This window comes from Mesorhizobium sp. M0496 (assembly GCF_040321205.1).
Classification (GTDB): Bacteria; Pseudomonadota; Alphaproteobacteria; order Rhizobiales; family Rhizobiaceae; genus Mesorhizobium.
The window spans coordinates 23622-45347 of record NZ_JAMYRC010000048.1; the positions used below are offsets into that span (position 1 = coordinate 23622).

At 64.1% G+C, this 21726-nt stretch carries 23 protein-coding genes and 1 pseudogene; 9 read left to right on the forward strand and 15 right to left on the reverse strand.

Annotated features, from left to right (window positions below):
* Positions 1–117: 117 nt before the first annotated feature.
* Positions 118–618: a protein-export chaperone SecB gene (secB, locus tag NKI73_RS28495; RefSeq protein ID WP_023763101.1), complete on the reverse strand. Its 501-nt coding sequence runs from the start codon at positions 616–618 to the stop codon at positions 118–120.
* A gap of 129 nt (positions 619–747) precedes the next feature.
* Positions 748–1248, reverse strand: a complete 501-nt coding sequence (locus NKI73_RS28500) for an FxsA family protein (protein ID WP_352634701.1) — start codon at positions 1246–1248, stop codon at positions 748–750.
* Positions 1249–1464: 216 nt separating this feature from the next.
* Here NKI73_RS28500 and NKI73_RS28505 point away from each other — a divergent pair, with 216 nt between their 5' ends.
* The 4 genes from NKI73_RS28505 to NKI73_RS28520 are packed head-to-tail and all read left to right on the forward strand — an operon-like array spanning position 1465 to position 4242.
* Entirely contained in the window at positions 1465–2172 is a 708-nt protein-coding gene (locus NKI73_RS28505; protein ID WP_352634703.1) for a Tim44/TimA family putative adaptor protein, read from the forward strand.
* 24 nt (positions 2173–2196) lie between these two features.
* Positions 2197–3321, forward strand: a complete 1125-nt coding sequence (gene mltA, locus NKI73_RS28510) for a murein transglycosylase A (protein ID WP_352634705.1) — start codon at positions 2197–2199, stop codon at positions 3319–3321.
* Positions 3318–3848, forward strand: coding sequence for a Smr/MutS family protein (locus tag NKI73_RS28515; RefSeq protein ID WP_352634707.1), 531 nt, complete (start codon positions 3318–3320; stop codon positions 3846–3848). Before mltA ends, NKI73_RS28515 begins: the two co-directional genes overlap by 4 nt.
* A 25-nt stretch (positions 3849–3873) precedes the next feature.
* Positions 3874–4242: a helix-turn-helix domain-containing protein gene (locus NKI73_RS28520; RefSeq protein ID WP_352634709.1), complete on the forward strand. Its 369-nt coding sequence runs from the start codon at positions 3874–3876 to the stop codon at positions 4240–4242.
* A gap of 109 nt (positions 4243–4351) precedes the next feature.
* Here the strand turns inward: NKI73_RS28520 and NKI73_RS28525 are convergent, their stop codons facing one another.
* The 4 genes from NKI73_RS28525 to NKI73_RS28540 all read right to left on the reverse strand — a co-directional run bounded on the left by NKI73_RS28525 (position 4352) and on the right by NKI73_RS28540 (position 7657).
* A complete protein-coding gene (locus tag NKI73_RS28525) occupies positions 4352–4588 on the reverse strand; it encodes a hypothetical protein (protein WP_352634712.1) in 237 nt (78 codons plus the stop codon).
* A gap of 403 nt (positions 4589–4991) precedes the next feature.
* Positions 4992–5609, reverse strand: a complete 618-nt coding sequence (locus tag NKI73_RS28530; RefSeq protein WP_352634714.1) for a transglutaminase-like cysteine peptidase — start codon at positions 5607–5609, stop codon at positions 4992–4994.
* Between the two features lie 177 nt (positions 5610–5786).
* Complete coding sequence (locus NKI73_RS28535; protein WP_352634716.1) at positions 5787–7064, reverse strand: polyhydroxyalkanoate depolymerase; 1278 nt, start codon at positions 7062–7064, stop codon at positions 5787–5789.
* A 233-nt stretch (positions 7065–7297) separates the two neighbouring features.
* Complete coding sequence (locus NKI73_RS28540; protein ID WP_352634718.1) at positions 7298–7657, reverse strand: septal ring lytic transglycosylase RlpA family protein; 360 nt, start codon at positions 7655–7657, stop codon at positions 7298–7300.
* Positions 7658–7966: 309 nt separating this feature from the next.
* Here NKI73_RS28540 and NKI73_RS28545 point away from each other — a divergent pair, with 309 nt between their 5' ends.
* Positions 7967–8152, forward strand: coding sequence for a hypothetical protein (locus tag NKI73_RS28545; RefSeq protein ID WP_352634720.1), 186 nt, complete (start codon positions 7967–7969; stop codon positions 8150–8152).
* A 330-nt stretch (positions 8153–8482) separates the two neighbouring features.
* Here NKI73_RS28545 and NKI73_RS28550 read toward each other — a convergent pair whose 3' ends face one another.
* The 8 genes from NKI73_RS28550 to tauA form a co-directional block, all read right to left on the reverse strand.
* Positions 8483–9271 (reverse strand): ATP-binding cassette domain-containing protein, encoded by a 789-nt coding sequence (locus NKI73_RS28550; protein ID WP_352634722.1) that lies wholly within the window; start codon positions 9269–9271, stop codon positions 8483–8485.
* Between the two features lie 10 nt (positions 9272–9281).
* Positions 9282–10058, reverse strand: coding sequence for an ABC transporter permease subunit (locus tag NKI73_RS28555; protein ID WP_352634724.1), 777 nt, complete (start codon positions 10056–10058; stop codon positions 9282–9284).
* Entirely contained in the window at positions 10055–11212 is a 1158-nt protein-coding gene (gene ssuD, locus NKI73_RS28560) for an FMNH2-dependent alkanesulfonate monooxygenase (RefSeq protein WP_352634725.1), read from the reverse strand. The genes NKI73_RS28555 and ssuD overlap by 4 nt, the downstream gene beginning before the upstream one ends.
* A gap of 69 nt (positions 11213–11281) precedes the next feature.
* A complete protein-coding gene (locus tag NKI73_RS28565; RefSeq protein ID WP_352634726.1) occupies positions 11282–12253 on the reverse strand; it encodes a sulfonate ABC transporter substrate-binding protein in 972 nt (323 codons plus the stop codon).
* A 256-nt stretch (positions 12254–12509) separates the two neighbouring features.
* On the reverse strand, positions 12510–12695 hold the full coding sequence (locus NKI73_RS28570; protein WP_352634728.1) for a hypothetical protein: 186 nt from the start codon (positions 12693–12695) through the stop codon (positions 12510–12512).
* Between the two features lie 30 nt (positions 12696–12725).
* On the reverse strand, positions 12726–13586 hold the full coding sequence (locus NKI73_RS28575) for an ABC transporter permease subunit (RefSeq protein ID WP_352634729.1): 861 nt from the start codon (positions 13584–13586) through the stop codon (positions 12726–12728).
* Entirely contained in the window at positions 13583–14374 is a 792-nt protein-coding gene (locus tag NKI73_RS28580) for a taurine ABC transporter ATP-binding protein (RefSeq protein ID WP_352634731.1), read from the reverse strand. The genes NKI73_RS28575 and NKI73_RS28580 overlap by 4 nt, the downstream gene beginning before the upstream one ends.
* Positions 14375–14499: 125 nt before the next feature.
* Entirely contained in the window at positions 14500–15513 is a 1014-nt protein-coding gene (tauA, locus tag NKI73_RS28585) for a taurine ABC transporter substrate-binding protein (RefSeq protein WP_352634733.1), read from the reverse strand.
* A gap of 909 nt (positions 15514–16422) precedes the next feature.
* Here tauA and NKI73_RS28590 point away from each other — a divergent pair.
* The 4 genes from NKI73_RS28590 (at position 16423) to NKI73_RS28605 (ending at position 21217) form a co-directional block, all read left to right on the forward strand.
* Complete coding sequence (locus tag NKI73_RS28590; protein ID WP_352634735.1) at positions 16423–16896, forward strand: RrF2 family transcriptional regulator; 474 nt, start codon at positions 16423–16425, stop codon at positions 16894–16896.
* A gap of 31 nt (positions 16897–16927) precedes the next feature.
* Positions 16928–18262, forward strand: a complete 1335-nt coding sequence (locus NKI73_RS28595; RefSeq protein ID WP_352634737.1) for an FAD/NAD(P)-binding protein — start codon at positions 16928–16930, stop codon at positions 18260–18262.
* Positions 18263–18617: 355 nt separating this feature from the next.
* Entirely contained in the window at positions 18618–20039 is a 1422-nt protein-coding gene (locus NKI73_RS28600) for a pyridoxal-phosphate dependent enzyme (protein WP_352634741.1), read from the forward strand.
* Positions 20036–21217 (forward strand): trans-sulfuration enzyme family protein, encoded by a 1182-nt coding sequence (locus tag NKI73_RS28605; protein WP_352634739.1) that lies wholly within the window; start codon positions 20036–20038, stop codon positions 21215–21217. Before NKI73_RS28600 ends, NKI73_RS28605 begins: the two co-directional genes overlap by 4 nt.
* Before the next feature lie 213 nt (positions 21218–21430).
* On the opposite strand, the pseudogene NKI73_RS28610 reads toward NKI73_RS28605, so the two are convergent.
* Positions 21431–21726, reverse strand: a pseudogene (locus NKI73_RS28610) (IS4 family transposase); the annotation flags it as partial.

The following is a 21726-nucleotide window of genomic DNA, read 5'->3' on the forward strand; positions in this document are numbered from 1 at the left end:
TCTCCCTCCTTGTGGGGGAGATGTCCGGCAGGACAGAGGGGGGCGCTGTCCCGCCAGCCTTTCAACAAAAAACCCGGCGCGAGGCCGGGCTTTTAAACGCTACCGAGACACCAGGCCTCAGCTCACCTTGACCTTCGACGCTGCCTGATCCTCGGCCAGCTTCTGCTGGAACATCTGCGCGAAGTCGATCGGGTCGAGCATCAGCGGCGGGAAGCCGCCATTGCGGGTTGCCTCGGCGATGATCTGCCGGGCGAACGGGAACAGCAGGCGCGGGCATTCGATGAACAGGATCGGCAGCATGTGTTCCTGCGGGAAGCCTGCGATGGCGAACACGCCGCCATAGACCAGCTCGACATTGAACAGCACTTCCTGGTCGAAGGACGCCTTGGCGTTCAGCGTCAAATTAACGTCGAACTGCTTGTCGGAGAGCGGGTTGGCGTTGACATTGACGTTGATGGCGATGCCCGGCGCCTTGTCGCGGCCGCGCAGCGAATTCGGCGCGCCGGGGCTTTCGAAGGATAGGTCCTTCACATATTGCGCCAGGACGTTGAGCGACGGCTGCGCCGCGTTGCCGTTTCCGTTGGCTGCGCCGACCGGCGCGTCATCTTTGCTGGCCATAAGCCTTCGTCCTCTTGCCTGGGCAGCGTCGCTGACCGAATTGAAATCGGGCGTTCGCTACCATGGCAGGGATGACAAGACAAGGTTTGCCGCCTTGCTTCTCCATCCCGGGATGAGGACGGAGCGGCCTCAATCGTCCTTGAGGCGGCGCCAGGGCGAGTTGTGGTCCGGTCCGCGCTTGAAGTCGTCTTCGCGTGAATAATCGCCATCGTCGAGGTCGATGGTCTTGTCGCGTTGCCGGCCGCGGAAGCCGCCGGTCGAGAAATTGGTGGCCAGCACGACGCGGCCCTTCAAGGTCCGCCAGGCGAGGTCGCGGACCGGCGGCAGGAACAGCAGCAGGCCGATAATGTCGGTGATGAAGCCGGGGATGATCAAAAGGATCGCCGCCAGCACGATCATCGCGCCATGCGCCAGCTGCCCGCTCGGATCGCGGCCGGCATCCATTTCAGCGCGGATCCGCGTCATGACGCCGAAACCCTGATGCCGGAGCAGCAGCGCGCCGGCAATGCTCGATGCCAGCACCAGGCCGACTGTCGCCAGCGCGCCGACTTGGCGGCCGACGACCACGAAGCCGGCGATTTCCAGCAGCGGAAGTGCCAGGACAAAAAGGGGAAGGAACGAGATGCGCAAGTCTTGGCAACCTTTTGGATCGTTTCGGCCGTTTCGATTGTTTCGGCGCCCAGTGAGCAATCGCCGCTGGCACTGAGGCTGTTAGATAGGTATGCCTGCCTTTGATTTGAATGATTGCGCCTTGCGTTCTATATGCTTTGAATGTTGAACGCTATGCGACCGCGGCCATTGGGCCTGACGGTCCGGCCACAGGGCAGGGATTGATTGGCGGAAGATATGGGATTCTTCGACTTCGGCACGATTTTCTTCCTGATTGCGGCGGTGGTCATCTTTTTCCAGCTGCGCAATGTGCTGGGCCGTCGCACCGGCAGCGAACGGCCGCCCTTCGATCCCTATACAGCGGCCCGCAGCGGCGACAAGGATGCCGCCCAGAAATCCGAGAATGTCGTGTCGCTGCCGCGCAAGCGCCTGCCGGGCGAGCCGGCGGCCGACACCTATGCCGCGATCGATGCCTTCGCCAAGCCCGACACCGACCTCAACAAGGGCCTGCGCACGATCAAGGACAACGACCCGTCCTTCGAGCCGAAGACTTTCGTCGACGGCGCCAAGATGGCCAACGAGATGATCGTCATGGCCTATGCCGACGGCGACCGCAAAACGTTGAAGAACCTGTTGTCGCGCGAGGTTTATGACGGTTTTGTCGCCGCGATCGGCGATCGCGAGGCCAAGGCGGAGAAGATCCAGTCCTCCTTCGTCGGCATCGACAAGGCCGACATCGTCTCGGCCGAGATGAAGGGCGGCGAGGCGCATGTCACGCTGCGCATCATCAGCGAGCTGATTTCGGCGACCCGCGACAAGGCCGGCGCGGTCATCGACGGCGACCCGGAAACCGTGGCCGAGGTCAAGGATGTCTGGACCTTCGCTCGCGACACGCGCTCGCGCGATCCCAACTGGAAGCTCGTCGCCACCGAGGAAGAAGACTGAACCCGGAACGGCGGCGAGGCTCCGGTGTCGCTATCGCCACTCTTTGTCGGAAAATCTTTTGCCGACCTCCCCGGCTGGGACGATGACGATCATCTGGCGGCCTTCGCCGCCTTTCGCCGCTCGGCCTTTCACGTTCTGACCAAACCGTATCGCAGTGGTGTGCTCGGCGTCGATTTCGATGCCTTTGCCGAAGCCTATGCCGAGGCTCGCACCGTTTCGCCGGCGAATCGGTCGCGATCTCCAGATCGGAAGGAAGCCCAGGCTTTCTTCGAGCGCCATTTCTCGCCCGTGCACATCCGACCCGAGAACGGTGGCGCCGGCCTCGTCACCGGTTTCTACGAGCCTGTGGTCGAAGCCTCGCCGGTTCGGACGGAGCGGTTTTCGGTGCCGCTGCTGTCGCGCCCGGCCGATCTCGTCGATATCGAGGACGGCAACCGCCCGCCCGGCATGGATCCTTACCTCGCTTTTGCGCGGCAGACGCCGGACGGGCTGCTCGAATATCCCGATCGCGGCGAGATCGAGCGCGGGGCGCTTGATGGCAAGGGCCTGGAAATCGCCTGGCTGGCCGACAAGGTCGATGCCTTCTTCGTTCATGTGCAGGGTGCCGCACGACTGAACATGACCGACGGCCGGCTTGCCCGCGTCACCTATGCCGCCAAATCCGGCCAGCGCTTCACCGGGCCCGGCAAGGTGCTGAGCGAACTGGGAGAAATCCCGCTGGAAAAAGTGACGATGCAGTCGATCCGCGCCTGGTTCAAGGCGCATCCGGACCGCGTCGACGAGATCCTGTGGCGGAACCGCTCCTACATCTTCTTCCGCGAGGCCGATGTCGAGGACGCGTCGCTTGGTCCGATCGCCGCCGCCAAGGTGCCGCTGACGCCGGGACGCTCGATTGCCGTCGACCGCCTGCTGCACACATTCGGCACGCCGTTCTACATCGATGCGCCGACGCTCACCGCCTTCGACGCAAAACCGTTCCGCCGCCTGATGATCGCGCAGGACACTGGTTCCGCCATCACCGGACCGGCGCGGGGTGATCTCTTCGCCGGTTCCGGCGATGCCGCCGGCGAGATCGCCGGCGTGGTGCGCAATCCGGCCGATTTTTATGCGCTGGTGCCGCGCGCGCTCGTTTCGGGGTCGAATCGATGACCCAGCGTCCGGACAAGCTGAGCGAAGACGACCGGGTGCTGTGGAATCTGGTGGCGCGCACGGCCAAGCCGCTGAAGGGCAGGATGGCTGTCGACGTCCCCAACATCCCTGCCGAGGCCAGGCCAAATCAGTCGCAACCGGCGCTGGCCGCTGCCAATACGCCCGCCGCGGCAAAGCCCAAGACGCAGCATGTCGCCCATGCGCTCGACGAGCCGACCTTGGACAAGCTGTCGAAGGGCCGGCTGCCGATCGAAGGCCGGGTCGATCTGCACGGCCTGACCCAGGACGAGGCCTATTCGCTGCTGTTCTCGTTCCTGCACCGGGCGCATGCCGGCGGCATCCGCTATGTCCTGGTCATCACGGGCAAGGGCTCGTCCTCCGGCGGCGACGGCGTGCTGCGGCGCGCCGTGCCGGCCTGGTTGTCGACGGCTGCCTTCCGGCCGCTGGTCTCCAGCCACGACCATGCTGCCCGCAACCATGGCGGTTCGGGTGCGCTTTATATCCGGCTGCGGCGGCCGCGATCGTGAGGCGTTCGCTCATGAGGGTGGGCGCATGACCCCGTTCGGCGAGAAGCTGCGGACGCTCAGAAGCGAACGCGGCGTCAGCCAGAAGGACATGGCGGCGGCGATCGGCGTCAGCGCCGCCTATCTGTCGGCGCTCGAGCACGGCAGGCGCGGCGCGCCGACCTGGACGCTGATCCAGAAGATCATCGGCTATTTCAACATTATCTGGGACGACGCCGAGGAGCTGGCGCGGCTGGCCGAAGCCTCGCATCCGCGTGTGAAGCTCGATACGTCGGGCCTAAGCCCCGCCGCCACCGAACTGGCCAATCTGCTGGCCGAGAACATCGAAAAGCTCGACGAGGCGGAGCTTCGCCGCATCACCGCATCGATCCGCGCGGCGCTGGGCCGGCAGCCGTAGCTTCGCGATCTGCGCCGGAGGCGCACCTTGGCGATTTCCTCGCGAAGGTGTCTCGCTTCAGGTGAAGAGATGCCCGCCGGCGATCCGCCAGCAGGCATCTTTGGTGGGATCATTTCTTGCCGGCCGTGCCGCCATTGTTTCCCCGGCCGCCTTTGTCGCTATGGTCGTGGCCATTGTTTCCGCCGCCCAGGCAGTTCGAGTCGCCAAGGTTGCAACAGCGGCCGCTCCACAAATCGTTGGTCGAGGTGTTGGCGCAGCTTGGGATAGTCTGGTTGGCCAAGGCGGGTCCGGCCAGTGCCGATGCCGCGATGGCGGCGAGGAATGCATTTCGCAAAAGTACAGTCATCTGAAGTCTCCATGATTGGTTTCCGTCTACGGCCATGTGTCGTCGGCCGGGAGGAAATGGTTCACGAAGGATGGGAAAATTTGCTTGGCGGCCCCCTCGCGTTCGTCATCCACGGGCGGAGCGGGAGCGAAGCGGACGCGCAGACCCGAGGAGCTGCTCCGCAGCCCAAGGGATCCATGCCGCGAGTTACGGGCGCCGCGGCAGTGCAGAACCTTGCTCATAGAGGTGGTTGGGAAGGATCGCTACGGAACAGAGCCTTTATTCTACGCGGCTTTGTTCTTCATCGGCCTCACGGCATGGATCCCTTGGGCTGCGGAGCAGCTCCAGGGGTCTGCGCCGCGTCGCTTCGCTCCTTGCTTCGCCCTAGGATGACGAAGCGGGGAGGCTGCGTCACGACTGTCGGCTACTGAACCGCGCCGACCAGGACCTGCTGGCCGCCTCGGATCGAGACCCAGCGGCCGGTGTTGTCGATCGCCTGCCGCTTGAGGAAGCGATAGCCGGTCGCGTCCCACGCCTTGACCTTGTCGGTCAGATTGTCGAGCACGTAGTCGCCCTTGTCGGTGCGCACCGTCAGCACGGCGTGGCCCTCGCCGTCGGGCTTGCGCACGACGGTGATCAGCAGATCGGCAAGCGAGATGCTCATGCGCGAAAGCTGGCGCCGCTTTTCCAGCACGTAGTCCTCGCAATCGCCGACGCCTTTGTCGGGATAGGCCCAGACCTCGTCCTTGCCGTAGATGTCCATGTCGCTCATTGGCTTGACGGCGGCGTTGACCCTGGCGGTGACATTGAGAAGCTTGCGCATCAGCCCGTCGGTCATCGAGGCCGGCGCGAGATTGGACGGGCGGATTGAGCATTCGCTGGGATGCAGCTTGCAGAAATCATAGTGGCCGATCGGCTGCGAGGTGAGACCCCCGGTCGCCATCGCTCCGGCCGCCAAAGCCGGTGCCACCCAGCCTCCCGTTACTGCCAGCCCGGCTGCCACATACACGCGCAGCCGTCGCGCCACTGATGAGGAAATCATTGTCCCCGCTCACCCTTTGTTATTAACGAAAGGTTAAGGGGGTTTTACAGTCCGTGTCAATTACGACGTCGGTCGGATTGTCGGCATGGTTACCCGAGGGGCTGGACAGCGGCACTTGTGCAACAGAATCACCCGGCGGCTTTTGCCCAATAATTGGCCTGGATTCTCGTTGCAGGGTTATCTTTTGGCCGTGCGGACCAGCTTCGGCTTCACCGCAACGCGCTCCTGACGGCCATAGCTGGTGATGAAGTCGACGATGCGCGGCACGATCTCGGAGCGGAAGCGCGAGCCGTTGAAGACGCCGTAATGGCCGACCGCCGGCTGCATATAGTGCGCATGCCGTTCAGCGGGGATGTTGGGGCAAAGGTCATGCGCGGCCTTGGTCTGGCCAAGGCCGGAAATGTCGTCGTTCTCGCCTTCGACCGTGAACAGCGCGACGTTGCGGATCGATGACGGATCGATCCTGGTGCCGCGATGCGTCATCTCGCCCTTGGGCAAGGCCTGGCGCACGAAGACGGTGTCGACGGTCTGCAGGTAGAACTCCGCCGTCAGGTCCATGACAGCCAGATATTCGTCGTAGAAATCGCGATGCTTCTCGGCATTGTCGCCGTCATGCTTCACCAGGTGCATGAAGAAGTCCTTGTGGGCGATGATGTGGCGGTCGAGGTTCATGTTCATGAAGCCGGACAGCTGCAGGAAGCCCGGATAGACCTCGCGGCCGAAGGCCGGCACCGGCCAAGGCGCGGTCATTATGACGTTGTCGCGGAACCAGTCGATGCCCTTTTCCTGCGCCAAAAGGTTGACCGCCGTCGGATTGCGGCGGGTGTCGATCGGCCCGCCCATCAGGGTCATGGTCGAGGGCACGAAGGGATCGCCCTTGGTTTCCATCAGCGCCACGGCCGCCAGCACCGGCACGGAAGGCTGGCACACCGCCATCACATGGGTGTCGGGGCCGAGCGCATGCAGCATGTCGATGATGTAGTCGATGTAGTCGTCGAGATCGAAGCTGCCGTCGGCCAGCGGCACCATGCGGGCATCGACCCAGTCGGTGATGTGCACGTCGGCATGGGGCAGCATGGCTTCCACCGTGCCGCGCAGCAGCGTCGCATAGTGGCCCGACATCGGCGCCACGATCAAAAGCTTCGGATCCGGCTTGCGCCCGGCGGGAACGGAGCGTTCGAAGCGGACGAGATTGCAGAACGGCCGCGACCAGACGGTCTTCTCGGCGACCGCGACGGTGTTCCAGTCGACCACGGTCTTGTCGAGGCCAAAGATCGGCTTGCCGTAGCGGCGCGTGGTGCGCTCGAACAATTCGGCGGTCGCCGCGACCGAACGGCCCCAGGGCGTGTGGGACAACGGATTGAGCGGATTGGTGTAGAGCAGGCGCAACGCGTCGGCATAGAGGCGCGCCGGCTGCAAGGCCGCGTGGTTCATTTCGTAGAGCTGGTAGAACATCGAGAACCCCGCTGCTGCCTGCGACCGAAGGGACGACGAGCAGCGCCGAGCCTTAAATGTCTCGCGGGGAAGTTAACAACTAATTGCTGCGATGCAATACGTCACGCGGCGTGACCAATGCTTCTTTGGTTCAAGCCCCTGGGAATCGGCCCTGAACGGCACCAGCCGGCTCAGTGTGCGGCTGCGAAATGTGTAGGTAATGTGTCCGGCCCCTTTTGCCGGACACAGGAAGCTTAGACGCGCGCCATGCAGACGGCGGTATGGCCGGAGCCGATGAAGCCGAGCTGGCCGGCTGCGCCCTTCGACAGGTCGAGCACGCGACCCCTGATGAACGGGCCGCGATCGTTGATGCGCACGATGACGCTGCGGCCGTTGTTCTTGTTGGTTACCCTGAGCTTGGTGCCGAAAGGCAAAGTGCGGTGGGCGGCGGTCATTGCCGACGGGTTCATGCGTTCGCCCGATGCGGTCTTGGAGTGCAGGGCATACCACGAGGCGCGGCCGCACTGGCTGGCGGCGGCTGCCGAAGATGCGCCGGCCATCAGGCCAGCAGCGATCGTTACCGCGACAAGCGCGGTCTGTTTTGAGTTCTTCATATTTGAGGGATGGCTCCGTTTTTGACAGACCCCAGCCGTTAGGAGCCAAATAAGGCAGGAAATGCGGCAATCATCTGTCGGTTCCGTGGCGAGATCACACGTTTGGAGTCGCTGGGTAACAGTCTGTTAGGGATTTTCCAGCGCACGATGATCAGTTGATCATGATCTTCGAGCCGATATTCGGGATTTGTTTGACAAGATCGAGGGTTGATATCCAAGTAGAAGTGAGGGCGATCAGGTCCCTTCCTTTGGCTATTTCATCACGGCCGCAACCCCGCAACCGATCGACTTCGAAAAGGAGATCCGGCAATGAGACTGACCAAAAATCTGCTGGCGTTGATCGTGCTTGCCATAGGCGCGCTGTGGGCGCTGCAAGGCGTCGGCGCGATCGGCGGCAGCTTCATGACCGGCCAGTCGCAATGGCTCTATACCGGCATCGTCACCATGCTGGTCGGCCTGATGGGGCTGGTGTGGGCGAACCGGTCAGGAGGGTGAGCTGCGATGGGAAGCGCTGGCGAACTGTCGCTTCGGCATCGCGAAGGATCGTGTGGAGCCGCCGATTGTAATTGGCGAAAAGGCCCATCCCTTCGTCATCCACGGGCGGAGCAAGGAGCGCAGCGACGCAGCGCAGACCCGAGGATCCATGCCGCGACTTAAACGCGTCGCCACGATGCAGAATTCTGCTCCGCTGCATACTTCGGCCAAGGCACGGCATGGATCCTCGGGTCTGCGCGTACGCTTCGCTTCCGCTCCGCCCGTGGATGACGAAGTCGGGGAGGCCTCGTGCCAAATCCCGAACGTTGAAACTGCCTCCGCCCAACAGCCCTACCCGAACAGCCGATCCAAAATCTTGCCCTCCAACCGAGCAAGCTCCACCGAGCCGCGCCGGCGCGGCCGTTCCACCGGGACATCCAGATCGAGCGCGATCCGACCTTCACTGATCACCACGACCCGGTCGGCGAGCGCAACCGCCTCGGCGACATCATGCGTGACCAGCACTGCGGTAAACTTCTGCGCGATCCAGATCCGTTCCAGAAGCTGCTGCATCTCAATGCGGGTCAGGGCGTCGAGTGCGCCCAGTGGCTCGTCGAGCGCCAGGATCTGCGGGTGACCGACCAGCGCCCGGGCCAACGCCACGCGCTGCTTCTGGCCGCCGGACAGCACCGAGGGCCATTCGTCGGCTCGATCAGCAAGCCCGACCTCGCCGAGAATGTCGAGCGCGCGTTGCCGGCCCTCGGCGCCGGTGGCGATCCCGGTCAGCCCGACCTCGACGTTTTTCACCACGCTGGCCCAAGGCAACAGCCGCGGTTCCTGGAACATGAAGCGAGTGCGGCTGTGGCCTTCCTCGTCCACTCCGAATGTCAGCGATCCTGATGTCGGCCGGTCGAGGCCGGCCAGCAGCCTGAGCAGCGTGCTCTTGCCGCAGCCGCTCTTGCCGATGACGGCAAGGAACTGCCTGGCCGGCACGTCCAGATCGATGCCGTCGAGCACGGTCTTGTCGCCGAAGCGTTTCTCCGCACCCTTGAAGGCAAAGGCGCGCTGCCTTTCGATGGGTTCCGCCGGCTGTGACGGTGGCGTGGTAACGAACGACCGGACGGCTGCGAGGCTGGGCATCGAGACGACCTCATGCATTCTGGAAGGCGGGATGCCAGCCGAGCGACAGTCGCTCGAGCAGGCGGGCGAGGCTGTCGGCGAGCTTGCCGAGCAGCGCATAGATCAGGATCGACAGCACGACGACATCGATCAGCAGGAATTCGCGCGCCTGCATGGCCATGTAGCCGAGGCCGGAACTGGCCGAGATGGTTTCGGCGACGATCAGCGTCAGCCACATGATGCCCAGGGCATAGCGCAGGCCGACGAAGATCGCTGGCAGCGCGCCGGGCAGGATCACCCGGAAGAACAGCGCGCGCCGGTCCATCCCGTAGACGCGGCCCATCTCGACCAGCTGCGGGTCGACGCTCTGGATGCCGAGCAGGGTGTTGACATAGATCGGAAAGAACACGCCGAGCGCCACCAGGAACAGCTTTGCTTCCTCGTCGATGCCGAACCACAGGATGACCAGCGGGATCAGCGCCAGGTGCGGAATGTTGCGGATCATCTGCAGCGTCGTGTCGGTCAGGCCGCGGCTCAGTGTCGACAATCCGTTGGCGAGGCCAAGCGCAAAGCCGATCGAGCCGCCGACGGCAAAGCCTGCAAGCGCGCGTGCGGTGCTGACGCCGATGTTGCGGATCAGTTCGCCCGACAGCGTCAGCCGCCAGAAGGCCTCGGCGACGGCGCTTGGCGCCGGTAGCACGTTGGCCGGCATGACGCCGGCCCGCGATGCAATCTCCCAGCCGGCGATCACCAGCACCGGGAGCAGCCAGCCGATGCCGTTCTTGCCGACACGTTGAGCCAAACTCATGACGAAGCCTGCAGGCGATTGGCGCCATGGAAGCCCACCGAGAATTCGTTGGCTATGTGCTCATGCGCTCGCTGCCGCCTGGTGCCGAGCCCGAGCTTCGGGAATAGCAACTCGGCGACGCGGTAGGCCTCCTCGAGATGCGGATAGCCGGAGCCGATAATGGTATCGATGCCGATCGCCTGGTATTCGCGGATGCGCTCGGTGATCCGTTCCGGCGTGCCGACCAGCGCCGTGCCGGCGCCGCCGCGCACCAGCCCTACGCCGGCCCACAGATTGGGCGACACCACCAGCCTGTCGCGGCGGCCGCCATGTAGCTCGGCCATGCGGCGCTGGCCGACCGAATCCATCTGGTTGAGGAAGCGCGCCTGCGCGTTTTCGATCTGGGTGTCGGTGACATGGCTGATCAGCCGGTCGGCGGCGCGCCAGGCTTCGTCCTCGGTCTCGCGCACGATGAAATGCAGCCTGATGCCGAAACGCAGTTTTCTGCCGCGCAGCGCCGCCTTGCTGCGTGCCGTAGCCAACTTCTCGGCCACCTGCGCCGGCGGCTCGCCCCAGGTCAGATACATGTCGACGAGGTCGGCGGCGAGGTCTTGGCCCGCGTCCGACGATCCGCCGAAATAGAGCGGCGGCCGCTCTTGGCGCGGCAGAAGGTCGAGGCGGCCATTCTCGACGCGGTAATATTTGCCGTCGAAATTGACGCGCTCGCCGGATACCAGGGCACGCCAGATGGTCAGGAATTCATGCGCCTGGGCATAGCGCTCGTCATGCGGCAGGAAGACGCCGTCGCCGGCGAGCTCGGTCGGATTGCCGCCGACCACGACATTGAGCAGCAGGCGGCCATTGCTCAGCCGGTCGAGGGCCGCCGTCTGGCGCGCGGCGAAAGTCGGCAGCGTCACGCCCGGCCGCAGCGCAACGAGGAATTTCAGTTTTTCGGTGAGCGTCGCAAGGCCCGTCGCGGTGATCCAGGAATCCTCGCAGTTCTGACCGGTCGGCAACAGCACGCCGGGAAAGCCGAGCCGGTCGACCGCTTGCGCGATCTCCTTGAAGTAGCCGAACTCCGGCGGCCGCTGCTGTTCCTCGGAACCGAGATAGGAACCGTCGCCATGCGTCGGGATGAACCAGAAGAAATCGAGCGGGTTGGCTGGCGCGGTCATGACGGACCTCCTGGAAGGTGCAAAAAGTAACGGCGCCGGGCGTTCTCACCCGGCGCCGTTGGAGAAAAATCAATTGCCTGGCGCGGTCCACACCGCGTCGGAGATGCGGACCGCTTTCGGGATCAGCCCGAGCTTGTAGAAGCGGTCGGCGGTCGCCTGCTGGCCGGCGACGATCTCGTCGGTGATCGGAAAGATGCCGAATTTGGTTCGGTTGGCGGCGATCGTCTGCGCGTCGAGCGGCACACCGGTCACCTCATGCAGCGCCGCGGCCACCTTGTCGCGGTTCTGGTCCGCCCATTTCGCCGCTTCGCCAAGGGCTGCGATCGTCGTCGTGACGATCTCGGGGTGCGCCTTGGCGAAATCCTTGTTGGCGAGGAAATAGGTGTTGACCCTGAGCACCTCGCTGGAACGTGCCAGCACGCGCGGCTGATAGCGCGTTTCGGCGATGGCGAAGAACGGATCCCAGACGGTCCACGCGTCGATCTGGTCGCTGGCGAAGGCGGCGGCCGCATCGGCCGGGCTGAGATAGACCGGCGTGATCTGGTCGAACGGAATGCCGGCCTTCTCCAGGGCGGCGACGAGCAAATTGTGCGCACTGGTGCCCTTGCCGACGCCGACGCGCTTGCCTTTCAGGTCGGTGACCGACTGGATGGGCGACGCCGGCTTGACGAAGATCGCCTCGCCCTCGCCATTCGACGGCAGCGCGGCCGCATAGACGATGTTGGCGCCGGCCGACTGGCCGAAGATCGGCGGTGCGTCGCCGGTCCAGCCGACATCGATGGCACCGACATTGAGCGCCTCGACCAGCGGCGGCCCGGCGGTGAACTCGACCCATTTGACCGTGACGCCCTTGTCTTCAAGCGCCTTTTCGATCACCTGCTGCTGCCTGGCGATCACCGGCAGGCCGGTCTTCTGATAGCCGATGCTGAACTGCTTCAGCTCCTGCGCGGCGGCGCCGAACGACACGGCAACGCTTGCCGCCAGCAGCCCTATACCGAAAACACGTCTGGTAAGATTGAAGTGCTTGGTAAGATTGAACATGATCCCTCTCCTTCGATGCGGATCGGCGCCGGAAAAATGGCCTCGCCGGTTGGAAGATGGATCAGGCTAGGTAGTTCTATAAACTTAGTAGAGGAATGATTTTGCGAGTTGACTGCGAACGTTGGAAATATTTTCTGCGGCAACCCTTCCTTCGTCATCCTAGGGCGGAGCAAGGAGCGAACCGACGCGGCGCAGACCCTAGGATGACGAAGCGATGAAGGCGAGCCCCCTACCCTGCGGCCCAGCCGCCGCCCCCTCACTGCGACCAATACTGCCAGGCCCAGTAAAAACTCTCGTCGCGCGGCGGCAGGCGGTCGCGCTCGGCGTCCCAGCGCACCGGCGCCGGCGATTTCGGTTGCTGTTCAAGCGGCTGGCTTTCCCTGGTCCGGGCGAGAAGCCAGTTGCCGATCTGGGCGAACAGCACGGCGGTGGAATGGGTCATCGTCATTCTCTCCTGCTCTTCTGGTTCCAATCACTCCCGTCCCGCCCACGGAACGAGCACGCGCTCGATCCTCCGGATGGTGAATTCGAGCACAAAGGCGATGGCCGCGATCACCAATATGCCCATCACCACCACGTCGGTGACCAGGAACTGGGCGGCCGACTGGATCATGAAGCCGAGCCCGCGCGTCGCCGCCACCAGCTCGGCGGCGACCAGCGTCGACCAGCCGGCGCCAAGCGCGATGCGCAGTCCGGTCAGGATCGACGGCAGCGCGCTGGGCAGGATCACATGGCGGACCACTTGGGCCCGGGTCGCGCCAAGCGAACGCGCCGCGTTGATGCGTTCCTGCGAGACGCCGCGAACGCCCGAAGCGGTCGACAGCGCGACCGGCGCCAGCATGGCGATGGCAATCACCAGGATCTTCGACGGCTCGCCGATGCCGAACCAGATGATGACCAGCGGCAGGTAGGCGAGCGGCGGGATCGGCCGCAGGAATTCCAGCAGCGGATCGAAGACGCCGCGCCCGATGGTGCTGATGCCGATGGTCAGACCAACCGGCACGCCGACGAGAATGGCCGCGACCAGCGCGGCAAACACGCGGCCCAGGCTGGCGACGGCATGCTGGAGCAGCGTCGCATCGACGAAGCCGTCGCGAGCGACGACGATGAATTTGGTCCACACCGCGAGCGGCGAGGGCAAGAAGACCGGCGACACCAGTTGCAGGCGGGCCGACAGCGCCCACAGGGCCAGCACCACCAGAATGGTGACCGCGCTGACTGCGCGCGCCGAAACACCTTTGCGCTTCGGGCTGGGCCGAGACCACGGCACCGACAGGCCGTCGGACTCGTCGATCTTGTGTCCCGGCCGCTCCGTGTAGGAGGTAACGGTCATGCCGCTTCTCCTTCGAAGATCGCGTCGGTCAACTCGCCGCGCGCCGCGGCAAAGGCCGGATCGGCCTTGATGGTGCGAATGGCTTCGCCGGCCGCGTAGCGCCTGGAGAAGCCAGGCTCGAAAGTCCGCACCACGCGGCCCGGGCCGGGCGCCAGCACGACGATGCGGGTGGCGAGCACCAGCGCCTCCTCGATGCCATGCGTCACCATCAGCACGCCGACCTCGCTTGCCGTCCATAAATCGAGCAGCGTCGTCTGCATGCGCTCGCGCGTCAGCGCGTCGAGTGCGCCGAGCGGTTCGTCGAGCAGCAGGAATTCAGGTTCGGCGGCGAGCGCCCGGGCAAGGCCGACGCGCTGGCGCATGCCGCCGGAAAGCTCCCAGATGCGCTTGTCGCCGGCATCGGTGAGCTTCACCAGCGTCAGAAGCTCATCGGCGCGCCGCGCCCGCTCGGCCGGCCTGATGCCACGCAGCCTGAGCGCAAAGGCAACGTTTTCGCGCGCGGTCAGCCACGGAAACAAAGCATCATTCTGGAACACAACCGCGCGGTCCGAGCCCGGCGCGGTGATCGGCTTGCCGTTGATGGAGGCACGCCCACGCGCCGGCGCGACAAGGCCGGCGGCGACATTGAGCAGCGAGGTCTTGCCGCAGCCGGAACGGCCGACAAGCACGACGAAGTCGCCCTTGGCGACATCGATCGAAACCCGCTCGACGGCGGGCGCCGCCTGACCGTCATAGTGGATCGAGACCTTGTCCAGTACGAGATGGGGATCGAGTACGAGATGCGGCATGGGTGCCTCGCTGATTTTGAAGCAAATCCGCCTGCCCCGGAACCGCTCCTCGTCAGCGGTTCCGGGGCAGGCGGCACGCGGCGTCAGGGAAGAAGATCCGCGCGCGTCCAGTGTGAGTCAGGCGCTCAGTTCGAGGCCAGCGCCTCGGTGACGTATTTCGACGACACGTATTTCGAATAGTCCGGCAGCACGGCGTCGATCTTGCCCTGCTCCTTGAGGAAGGCCGATGCCGCTTCGATCGCCTTGACCGTGCCGCCGCCGAGGAATTTGTCCGAAGCCTGTTCTTCGAGCGTTGGGAAGACATAGCCTTTGAGCAGCTGCGGCACCTCTTCCAGCTTGGCGCCGGTGATCTTGGCGATCGCTGCCGCCTGCTGCGACGACACCGACCATGCGTCGGGCTTGGCCAGGAACTCGGCGTAGGCCGCACCCGTCACCTTGACGAAGTCGCGCACCGCTTCCGGGTTCTTTTCGGCGAAGTCGGTGCGCACGATCCAGGCGTCGAAGGTCGGCGCACCCCAGGCTGCGACCTGCGAGGAATCCAGCACCACCTTGCCCGTCGTCTTGATCTGGCCGAGCGCCGGATCCCAGACATAGGCCGCGTCGATATCGCCGCGCGAGAAGGCCGCGGCGATTTCCGGTGGCCGCAGGTTGAGGATCTCGACCGACGTCGGATCGACCTTCTCATGCTTCAGTGCGGCGAGCAGGCTGTAATGCGTGGTCGAGACGAACGGCACCGCGACCTTCTTGCCGGCGAGGTCGGCGACCTCAGCGATGCCGGCGCCGTTGCGCGCCACCAGCGCCTCGGATTGCCCGATCAGGCCGACGACGAAGATGGTCTGGATCGGCAGCTCGCGGCTGGCCGCCGCCGCCAGCGGGCTCGAGCCGACATAGCCGATATCGACCGAACCGGAAGCGACCGCGGCGATGACGTCGGCGCCGGAATCGAATTTACGCCAGTCGATGGTGGCCTTGGTCGCCTTTTCATAGGCGCCGTCGGCCTGCGGCACTTTCGAGGGCTCGACCACCGTCTGGTAGCCGATGGTGATCTTGAGGTCGTCGGCAACGGCCGGGCCAAGGAAGGCCGCACCGGCCAGTGCCGCCGACGAGAGCAGAATGATGCGTCGCGAAATCGTGGACATGAAAGGCTCCTGAAAAGAGAAAATCGGAATGCCCCATGATAGTCAGCTAATTCTATCGTTCTTGTAGAGTTAAATCCTTCCAAGGAAGGCGGGCTTGTTAGAAAAAAGCTGTCGGTGGTGGGGTGGCGAGGCGGATAGGGCGGCGCGAGCGATCTCCTGGCTTGATCCAAGCCGTGACGTTGGGCGTTCGGCCACGGTCCGAAGTCTTCCGATGTCGGCGGGACAGCACCCCCCCTCTGGCCTGCCGGCCATCTCCCCCGCAAGGAGGGAGATCGCTGTCATCCCGGCTTTCGCCAATCGCCATCGTTGCAGGCGTTGAACCTACGGTGGAGCTGCCAATCTCCCCCCCTTGCGGGGGAGATGCCCGGCAGGGCAGAGGGGGTGCTGTCCTGCCAGCGTCCGGCAAGGTCCTGCACCGCACCAACGCTCGAAGGAATGGCATGACCTCGATCGCGAACGAGAATTCCTAGTCTTGTCCCTGTCAGGCAAATCCATACCCCAAACAGCTCTCGATTCGAAAACGCATTCCGCGTGCTCCAGCATAAGTATAGTATTCTTATCGACATGAGAGAGTTGGAGTCGGCGATGAGCGGCCACCACATCACCATGATCGCTCGCGGCATGGATCGACTTTCGCCGTCGCGTCAGTCGATGCCGACCACATCCGGCCCTGGAGGACGATTTGCCGTCCCGCTGCTCTCAAAGGGCATTTTTGTGCTTTCGAGGGCACAAGGTCGGGCTAAAATGGCCACGGCGGCTTGAAAACGAAGCAAAATCAACATTGCTCGGCTTGTACATCATGTCACTAGAATTTATGTGTCATGGCAGTCTGGACGCGGCGGGGACGCACGCCAGGCATTGCGCAACCGATGGTTCCATGCCGTCGCATGACAGAGAAATTTTGATTTCATGCTCACGAAAAAGGGTAAGTACGGCCTCAAGGCGCTTGTCCACCTCGCGCGATTGCCGGCCGGACAGCTCGCCTTCGTCAACGACATTGCCACCGGCAACAACATCCCGAAGAAATTTCTCGACGCCATTCTGGGCGAGCTGCGCAATGCCGGCTTCGTCCAGAGCCGCAAGGGCAAGGATGGCGGCTATCGCCTCGCCCGGCCGGCGGATGAAATCAAGGTCGGCCATGTCGTGCGCGTCCTCGACGGGCCGCTGGCGCCAATCCCTTGCGCCAGCCGCACCCAGTACCAGCGCTGTGAAGATTGCAACGAGGCGACATGCCAAGTCCGACATCTGATGCTCGAGGTCCGGCAGGCGATCGCCGAGGTGCTCGATCAGCGCAGCCTCGCCGAGATGCGCGATATCGCCCTCGACGACCTTCCGGTCGCGAGCGACATCGACCTTGCGGTCGCCGTGAAGGTCCAGGCCTGACGCCGACGCTTCGGGTACGGTTGGTGCAGGTATGACCGGCCGCGCGAACTCGATCATCATCGTCGGTGGCGGCGCCAGCGGCGTCGTGCTGGCCGCGCATCTCTTGAAATCGCCCAATCCCGATCTGCGCGTCACGCTGATCGAAAAGCGTCCGCATTTCGGCCAGGGCATCGCCTATTCGACGCTGCTGTCGGCGCATGTGCTCAATGTCAGTGCCGCCGGCATGAGCGCCTATGCCGACGACCCCGGCAATTTCTGGCGCTGGCTGCTGGAGCGCGGCCTGGCAAGTCAGGACCAGGCGCCGGTCTACGCGCCGCGCAGCATCTATGCCCGCTATCTCGGCGAGTTGCTCGACGAGCTGGAGGCGCGCGAGAAGCAGAGCGGCCGGCTGCGGCTGATCCGCGAGGAAAGCCTTTCGATCACGCCGACCGCGTCCGGCGTCGAGGTGGCGCTGGCCAACGGCACCAGCGTCGTGGCGCATCTGGCCGTGCTGGCGACCGGTCATGACGAGGAGCCGGCGCAAGGCCATGCCATCAGGATGGGCTCGGAAGCCGACATAGCGCTCCCTTCGGACAGCAGGGTCATGGTGCTGGGTACCGGTCTCAGCATGGTCGATGCGTTCCTGGCGCTGGAACAGCGCGGCCATCGCGGCGACATCATCGCGGTGTCGCGGCGCGGCCTGCTGCCCTCGCCGCATCGCAAGGGCAATCCGATCAAGCTCGACGTCGCCGACATTCCGCTTGGCACCCAGCTGTCCTACTTCGTCGGCTGGTTCCGCGACCTGATCAAGGAAAACCAGAAGGCCGGTATCGACTGGCGCGACGTCGTCGACGGCCTGCGGCCGTTCAACCAGAAGATCTGGCAGAACTGGCCGGCTTCCGCCAAGCGCCGTTTTGTCGAGCACACCAAGGCCTGGTGGGACATCCACCGCCATCGCATGGCGCCCGAGGTCTATGCGAGGGTGACGGAAGCCGTGCAATCCGGCCGCATCCGCCTGGTCGCCGGCCGCGTCGTCGACATCGCCAAGGGCGGCGAATTCACCGTCCAAGTCCAGTCGCGCCACACCCAGCGCCTTGAGACATTCGAGGTCGCGCGCATCTATGATTGCTCGGGGATCGTCAGGGACATTTCCACCTCGTCGAATAGCGTCGTGCGCTCGCTGGTCGATCGCGGCCTGGCACGACCTGACCCGCTGCGCATCGGCCTCGACGTGTCGGCCAATTGCGAGATCATCGCTGGCGACGGCACGGTTTCGGCCAAGATCCTCGCCGTCGGCCCGCTGACGCGCGGCACCTTCTTCGAGATCGACGCCATCCCGGATATCCGCGTGCAGTGCGCGAGGCTGAGCAAGCAGCTGTTGGGGTGAGTTCTGTTGGGGTCGGCGCTTTATGGCGCCCCCCTCTGGCCTGCCGGCCATCTCCCCCACGGGTGGGGAGATTGGCAGCTTCGCTGACAGCACCACCCTTCACGACGCTGGAGAGTTGGCGAAAGCCGTGGTGACAGCCAATCTCCCCACTTGAGGGGGAGATGGCCGGCAGGCCAGAGGGGGCGCTGTCCCGGCGCCCCGCCACGATTTGCGCGATAGCAGCAAACCCGGAATTTCATTCCGCATCTGGCCGGTTGATTGGCACGATCTATCTTCTTTCCGACAGCAAAGGGCTGGAAAAGAGGATATGCTGCCGCTCTGTCTCGAGGCGGTCGCTTGGTCATGGAGCATCGATATGAGCGAGCACGAGATCGCCGCGGCCGACGCGTTGTCGCGCCTGCGTCCGCCCTATAAGTCGGTTCTCGACCTGATCGGCCAGACGCCGGTGGTCGAGCTGACCAAGTTCGACACCGGCAAGTGCCGGCTGTTCATCAAGCTCGAAAGCCAGAACCCCGGCGGCTCGATCAAGGACCGCATCGCGCTGTCGATGATCGCCGCGGCGGAGAGAGAGGGCAAGCTCCGGCGCGGTGGCACCATTGTCGAGGCGACCGCCGGCAATACCGGCCTCGGCCTTGCCCAGGTCGGCATCCCCAAGGGCTACCGTATCGTGCTGGTGGTGCCCGACAAGATGTCGCGTGAAAAGATCCAGCATCTGCGCGCGCTCGGCGCCGAGGTGCGCATGACGCGCTCCGATGTCGGCAAGGGCCATGCCGAATATTACCAGGACATGGCCGAGAAGATCGCGGCTGAAACGCCCGGCGCCTTCTATGCCAACCAGTTCGCCAATCCGGCCAACCCGCTGGCGCATGAAACCACCACCGGCCCGGAAATCTTTTCACAGCTTAACAGTGACGTCGACGCGGTGGTGGTCGGCGTTGGCTCGGGCGGCACGCTGACCGGGCTTGGCCGCTACTTCGCGAAGGTTTCGCCCAAGACAGAAATGGTGCTCGCCGATCCGGTCGGCTCGGTGCTGGCGCCACTGATCAAGACCGGCAAGATGGAAGAGGCCGGCAGCTGGACCGTGGAAGGCATCGGCGAGGATTTCGTGCCGCCCAATGCCGATTTGTCGCTGGTGAAAAAGGCGTACTCCATTCCCGACAAGCAGAGCATGCTGGCAGTGCGCGACCTCTTGTCCAAGGAAGGCATCCTGGCCGGCTCATCCTCCGGCACGCTGCTGTCGGCGGCCTTGCGCTATTGCCGCGAGCAGACCTCTGCGAAGCGGGTCGTCACCTTCGTCTGCGACAGCGGCAACAAATATCTGTCGAAGGTGTTCGACGATTTCTGGCTGGCCGAGCAGGGTCTGGCCGAGCATGAGCAGCATGGCGATCTGCGCGACCTGGTGATGCGCTCGCACCGCACCGGCGACACCGTCTATGTCGGCCCGGACGAAAGCCTGCTCAACGCCTATGGCCGCATGCGCCGTTCCGATGTCTCGCAGCTGCCGGTGCTCGACAATGGCAAGCTCGTCGGCATCGTCGACGAGAGTGACATCCTGGCCAAGGTCGACGGCCCCTATGACGGCCGCTGGGAGCGCTTCAACGGCCCGGTGCGCACGGCGATGACCTCCAATCTGCACACGCTGCAGGCCAGCCAGACGCTGGACGCGCTGCTGCCTGTCTTCGACCGCAACGAGGTCGCCATCATCTTCGACGGCGACGAGTTCGTCGGCCTGATTACCCGCATCGATCTGATCAACCATCTGAGGCGCGCACGATGACTGCTGAAACACCACCGCCGGGCAAGAACCGCCTGGCCTTCTCGACACGCACCATCCATGGCGGTCAGAGCCACGACCCGCTGACCGGCGCGGTGATGGTGCCGATCTACGCCACCTCGACCTATGGCCAGCAGTCACCCGGCGTGCACAAGGGTTTCGAATACGCCCGCAGCCAGAACCCGACGCGCTTTGCCTTCGAGCGCGCCGTGGCCGATCTCGAAAGCGGCTCGGCTGCCTTCGCCTTCGCGTCCGGACTGGCGGCGATCGCCACCGTGCTGGAGTTGCTCGATTCCGGCGCGCATATCGTCGCCACCGACGACATCTATGGCGGCTCCTTCCGGCTGATGGAGCGGGTGCGCAAACGCTCCGCCAATCTGCAGGTCTCGTTCGTCGATTTCACCGACCTCGCCGCCGTGGAGACCGCGATCCGCCCCGAAACAAAAATGCTCTGGGTCGAGACGCCGACCAACCCGCTGCTGCGCATCGTCGACCTCGAAGGCGTCGCGGCTCTGGCCAAACGCAAGGGGGTTCTCACGGTCGCCGACAACACGTTTTGCAGCCCCTATATTCAGCGGCCGCTGGAGCTCGGCATCGATATCGTGGTGCATTCGACGACCAAATATCTCAACGGCCATTCCGACATGGTCGGCGGCGTCGCCGTGGTCGGCGACAACAAGGATTTGGCCACCCAGCTGAAATTCCTGCAGAACGCCATCGGCGCCATTTCGGGTCCGTTCGACAGTTTTCTGGCGCTGCGCGGCCTCAAGACGCTGGCACTCAGGATGGAGCGTCATTCCGCCAACGGCCTCAAGATCGCGCTGTGGCTGGAAGGCCGCAAAGATGTGCGCCGCGTCATCTACCCCGGCCTCGCCAGCCATCCGCAGCATGAGATCGCCAGGCGCCAGATGCATGCCTTCGGGGGCATGATATCAGCCGTGCTCGACCGCGACCTTGCCGGCACAAAAAAGTTCCTCGAACGCACGCAGCTGTTCACGCTCGCCGAAAGCCTCGGCGGGGTGGAGAGCCTGATCGAGCACCCTGCGCTGATGACGCATGGCTCGATCCCGGCCGAAAAGCGCGACGAGATCGGCATATCGGATTCGCTGGTGCGGCTGTCGGCGGGCATCGAGGATGGCGATGATCTGATCGCGGATCTGGATCAGGCGCTGGGGGGCTGAGGGGCCTGATGTCGCGGCGAGGAAGATGCTACGGCGCAGGGTAACTGGTTTCTGTAGTGATCCTTCACACCCCCCTCTGTCCTGCCGGACATCTCCCCCGCAAGGGGGGAGATCAGATGTCACTTCCGCTTTCGCCAATCTCTAACGTTGCAAGACGAGCAGCGACATTGAAACTGCCAATCTCCCTCCTTGCGCAGGACTGTCCGGGGAAAGTTATTCATATATGAAGGCCATCTGATTGAGGCAGGATCGGTCTCTTGGTCGGCTCGGATTGACCGGCGGCGGCTTATCGATGGCGTGTATTTTTCGCCGCCCGAACAAGTATTGGGCGACCAGCTCTGTGAACCTCAGGATTGGAATGACGACACCTCGGGCGCGCGCGACGATGCGCAGCAGTGCATAGGCGATCATTGCCGCGAAGAGCTGCAGGCGGATTGCATTGCCGTTGTTGCCCAGGAACTTGCCGATCTTGAGGTGCTGCTTGATCCAGCGGAACAGAAGCTCGATTT